Here is a 5,293-nt window from a genome sequence, read left to right as displayed (position 1 = left end):
AAAAAAAGGCAAAAGAAGCCCCATGGTTAACTAGTTATTTATATGTACTTCAAAATATTGGCGTTTTTTATTCTAAACGCTACGATTCAGCCGCTTTTAAATGCGACTAACCTAAATTATAAACGTTAAGAAATTTACTGAGTGAAAAAAAAGGCAAAGAAAACCCAGGGTAGCTAGCATTCAAATTCTCCCTTGTCAATTTGACGTTTTTTGCTGTCTTAAACGCTTTGTAAGCGCGTTTCAGCTTATATAGGTAAAAACCCAGAAATGTTGTGAAGACATACGGTGCACATAGTGCAAAAAATTAAAAATAAGACGCCAACTACGTTGTTTTTTTTGCTGTTTAATCTGCACAGATGAAGATAACTAAATATTCAGTACCATGATAGGGGGGCTAGCAAAGCTTGTCAAGGAATTTTTATGGCCTAGCGTCACGTGCTGGAATGACATTTGGGAATATGTTATCCGTTTGTCACTTCTAAATGATAAGAGCCTCAATGAATTTATTAGTTTATTACATGTCTCTTTTCATGTATAAATCTATAGAAAGTTTTATACGGAAGTTGTTTTATGAGCAAAATTATAGAAATCAGAGCACCAAAAACTCTTGGTGGTGAATCAGTTACAGAAGGTATAGTAAAAATAAAGAAGGGTATTGGAGAAGCAGTAAAAGTAGATGACTTGATCTTTGAAATTGAAACTGACAAAACAGCACTCGAATTAACTGCAGAAGCTTCAGGGCAAATAACTGAATTTCTTATAAAAGAAGATGATGTAATAAGTCCTGATCAATTGTTAGCGAAGCTTTCCATGGGAGAAGTAAAAAAGGAAGCGAGAAAAGAAGATAAAAGCGAAAGTGCTGCTAAAAAAGATGCTCCATCAGCTCGTAAAATTATGGAAGAAAATGCAATCAGTGCAGAAAGCGTCAAAGGAACTGGCATGGGAGGCAGAATAACAAAAGCAGATGTGATAGGCCATATGAACAAAGCTGAACAACCTGCAATAAAACAATATGAATTGCCAAAAAGTGTAGTAAATGGAGAGCAAAGAGAGGAACGAGTAAAAATGAGCAAAATAAGGCAAGTAATTGCCGCTCGTTTGAAAGCATCGCAAAATACTGCTGCAATACTGACCACGTTCAATGAAATTGACATGAAGAATGTCATGGATCTAAGAGCAAAATATAAGGACGCCTTTGAAAAAAAATATGGAATAAAACTTGGTTTTATGTCGTTTTTTATAAAGGCAGCGGTGCAAGCATTGAAAGAAATTGCTGAAATTAACGCTGAAATCTCAGGCGATGAAATCATATATAAACATTACTATGACGTAGGTGTTGCTGTTGGCACCGATAAAGGTCTTGTTGTACCAGTTATTCGGGGTGCCGATCAGATGTCATTTGCAGAAATTGAGTTGACTTTAGTTGCTCTTGGCAAAAAAGCTCGTGAGGGTAAATTACAAGTATCAGAAATGGAAGGTGCAACATTTACCATCTCAAACGGTGGAGTATACGGTTCACTTCTTTCCACTCCGATAATAAACCCTCCGCAATCTGGAATACTTGGAATGCATTCAATACAAAACAGGCCAGTTGCTGTTGGTAATGCAGTAGAAATCAGACCTATGATGTACATTGCTCTCTCTTACGATCACAGAATAGTTGACGGCAAAGGAGCAGTAACTTTCCTTGTTAAGGTAAAAAATTACATAGAAGATCCAAACAGATTAGTTTTGGAAGTGTAGCTCAAATGAGTTGTTGTTAGTCTAGTATTGCTCAAAACCTAAACTTTGTCTAATTCTGCCAGCAGTTTAGCAACTTCAGAAATGATTAGGACTCTGATGTTCCTTAAAGATAGATACAGCCCGTGCAAACGACTCCTGTTGTTTCTTGTGGTCACCTAAGGTACCATAAACTTCACATAAGTCTGCCAGTAGTTTGGCAACTTCCGGATGATCAGGGCCGTAATGTTCTTCAAAAATAGGAAAGGCCTGTTCAAGTAGCTCCTTTTTTTCCTTATGGTCACCTAAATCCCCATGAGTGCCACCGTGGCTTACCAGTAGCTTAGCAACTTGAATATGACCAGAACCATAGTGTTTCTCAAAAACAGGTGAAACCCGCTCAAACAACTCTTTAGCTTTCTGAGGATTACCTAAATCCCTGTAAACATTACCTAGATTTGCTAGTGTTCTAGCAACTTCAAAATGATCAGGCCCATAATGCTTCTTTTGAATCGCTAGAGCCCTTTCAAGCAGCTCTTTAGCTTTATGAGGGTTACATAAATCCTTGTAAGCGTTACCGAGACTCACTCGTACTTTAGCAACTTTAAAATGATCACGGCCATAATATTTCTCAAAAACAGGCAAAGCTTGCTCAAGAAATTTTTGTGCCTTCTGGGGACTGCCTGAAGCCCCATAAGCGGGGCCTAGAATTTCCCATAGTTCAACAACTTTAGAAGTAATCATGGACATGATGCTTCTCAAGAATAAATGAGGCCTGCTCAAGCAACTCCTTTGCTTTCTGAGGGTTACCTAAATCCCCATAGGTAATACTTAGGTTTGCCAATAGTTTAGCAACTTCAAGATGATCAGGACCGTAATGTTTCTCAAAAATAGGTAAAGCCCGTTCAAACAACTCTTTAGCTTTTTGAGAATCACCTAAGTCTCCATAAGTTCCGCCTAGGTTTTTTAGTATTATAGCAACTGTAAAATGGTTAGGCTCATAATGTTTCTCTTGAATTGCTAAAGCCCGTTCAAGCAACTCTTTTGCTTTCTGAAGATTGCCTAAATCTCCATGAGCGTTACTTAGGTTTGTCAATGTGATAGCAACTTGGAAATGATCGGATCCATAATGTTTCTCTTGAATTGCTAAAGCCTGTTCAAGTAACTCTTTTGCTTTCTGAGGATCACCTAAAGTCCTATAAGTGGTACCGAAGCTCACTAATGTTCTAGCAACTTCGAAATGATCAGGTCCATAATGTTTTTCTTGAATTGCTAAAGCCCGTTCAAGCAACTCTTTTGCTTTCCGAGAATTACCTAAATTCCCATAGGCATCACCTAGATTGGCCAATGCAATGGCAACCTGAAAATGATCAGAACCATAGTATTCTTCAAGAATAGGTAAAGCCTGTTCAAGCAACTCCTTTTGCCTACTAGGATTACCTGAATCCCCATAAGCATTACCTAGATTTGTCAGTGCAATGGCAACTTGAAAATGATCAGAGCCATAGTGTTTCTCAAGAATAGGTAAAGCCTGTTCAAGCAACTCCCTTTGTTTCTGAGGATCACCTGAGGTACCGTAAACAATACCGAGGTTTATCAATGCAATGGCAATTTGAAAATGATCAGAGCCATAATGTTTTTCTTGAATTGCTAAAGCCCGTCCAAGTAACTCTTTTGCTTTCTGAGAATCACCTAAAGCTCTATAAGAGGTACCTAGACCTACTAATGTGCTAGCAACTTGGGAATGATCAGGCTCATAATGTTTCTCTTGAATTGCTAAAGCCCGTTCAAGCAACTCCTTTTTTTCTTCATAGTTACCTAAATTCCCATAAATGATACCGAGGTTTGTCAATATAACAGCAACTTGGGAATGATCAGGCCCATAATGTTCCTCTTGAATTGCTAGAGCCCGTTCAAGTAACTCTTTTGCTTTCTGAGGGTTACCCAGACCCCCATAAGCGTTGCTTAGGTTTGTCAGTATAATAGCAACCTGGAAATGGTCAGAGCCATAATGTTTCTCAAGAATAGGTAAAGCCTGTTTAAGTAACTCCTTTTGTCTCCTATGATTACCCAGATCCCCATAAGCGATACCTAGATTTGCCAGCGCTATAGCAACTTGAAAATTATAAGGCCCATAATATTTCTTAAAGATAGATAAAGCCTGTTCAAGCAGCTCCTTTTGTCTTCTGGGATTACCCAAGTCATGGTATCCATCGTTCATCCATATTAACAAATACACAAGATAATCCTTTTCTATTGTTTGTTTTTCTGAAGGATTTTTTGCTAGCCAATTATCTATATGTGATAAAAACGCTTCTAAGTGCGGCAATAATTGTCGCTTCTTAGCATAATCTTCTAATTTATCACTGTCGTCAGGGAAGCTTTCTTTTAGTAATTCAAAAGTCTTTTTCACAACTTTGTTTTTGCCTTGTTTTTCTAACTCTATCCTTATTACTTGCTGTACTAACCTGTGAATATTGACTAAATTTTGCTCTTCTCCTGAGTTGATCATTGAATATTGCTTAAGTAGTTGGATAGCATCACCTAACTTTTCTCTATTGCGCTCTAATCCTAAAAACATTTCTACAGGAATGTTGTCAGGAGCAATATAGGCGATGGTATCTAAAATTTCTTTGGCTTGTTGGCCGTACTCTTGGTTATCTTTGATTTTATTAATAGTAATTCTCCAGGTTATAAAAGTTGTCTCGGTGTAACTATCATTGCTGTTTTCAGGAAATTCAAAATCAAGTAACTTTTCTGCTTCCTCTTTATACCTCTTTAAATAATCACTGATTTCAAACCTCAGGCCTACATTCTTTAATGCTATATCCCTTTCTTTTATATATGCAACTGCCTGCTGCAGAGCTAAAGGAAAATGCTGTAATGTCTCTGCTAAACTCTTTATTTCATTTTCTTGTGATCCATCTTTTATACCCAGTGCTTTTTTAATGAAGTCTATTGATTCTGGTTCGGTAAATGTACCCAATGTTAACGGTTTTATATCTCCCCACTTCTGATTACGAGAGGTAATCAGAACACTAGGTTTATTATCATCAGATGATAAAAAGTGGGACGGTAAAAATTGACTAATACCAGCATCTTGACCTTCACTTCTATATTTTTCTGCATTATTGAAAACAAAGAGACTTTTTCTCTTGGCGAAAAAAGCGTATATGTCTCTTACAATAGATTCAATATCCCTATCTTCTGTAGGAATGCCTAAAAGACCTTTAGCTAATCTGAAAAAAGACTGCACTATAGTTTCATAGGTTGCAGCATTTATCCATATAATATTGTTGTCATAATCTTTACTGTGCTTTTCAATATATTTTCTGGCTAGTTCAGTTTTACCTATTCCTCCCAAACCACAGATAGAAACTAGTTGTGATATTACTGTGGCTACACCTTGACTTTTTTGTATTAATTTGTGTAGTTCTCGTAATTCTTCTGTCCTTCCAGTGAACGATCCTACTGGATTTCTCACATCAAATCGAAAGCCTCCTAAGAGGTTGTCCGGAAACAAGTAAAAGGCTATAATATCTGAAATTTTAGTACGGGGTAAAGATGAGAAAAA

At 37.2% G+C, this 5,293-nt stretch carries 3 protein-coding genes; 1 reads left to right on the top strand and 2 read right to left on the bottom strand.

Going from position 1 to position 5,293, the window contains the following annotated elements; all coding sequences use genetic code 11:
- The first annotated feature begins 570 nt into the window (after positions 1-570).
- Positions 571-1,743, top strand: a complete 1,173-nt coding sequence (odhB, locus tag BA053_RS05130; protein ID WP_065094674.1) for a 2-oxoglutarate dehydrogenase complex dihydrolipoyllysine-residue succinyltransferase — start codon at positions 571-573, stop codon at positions 1,741-1,743.
- Between the two features lie 75 nt (positions 1,744-1,818).
- On the opposite strand, the gene BA053_RS05125 is transcribed toward odhB, so the two are convergent.
- Together BA053_RS05125 and BA053_RS05120 are read right to left on the bottom strand one after the other, a co-directional pair.
- Entirely contained in the window at positions 1,819-2,469 is a 651-nt protein-coding gene (locus tag BA053_RS05125; protein WP_082941392.1) for a tetratricopeptide repeat protein, read from the bottom strand.
- Entirely contained in the window at positions 2,450-5,203 is a 2,754-nt protein-coding gene (locus BA053_RS05120) for a tetratricopeptide repeat protein (RefSeq protein WP_167347177.1), read from the bottom strand. The genes BA053_RS05125 and BA053_RS05120 overlap by 20 nt, the downstream gene beginning before the upstream one ends.
- Positions 5,204-5,293: the final 90 nt, after the last annotated feature.

Origin of the sequence: Wolbachia endosymbiont of Nomada ferruginata (assembly GCF_001675785.1) — a bacterium.
GTDB lineage: Bacteria > Pseudomonadota > Alphaproteobacteria > Rickettsiales > Anaplasmataceae > Wolbachia > Wolbachia pipientis.
This window is presented reverse-complemented; position numbering and strand designations above follow the sequence as displayed.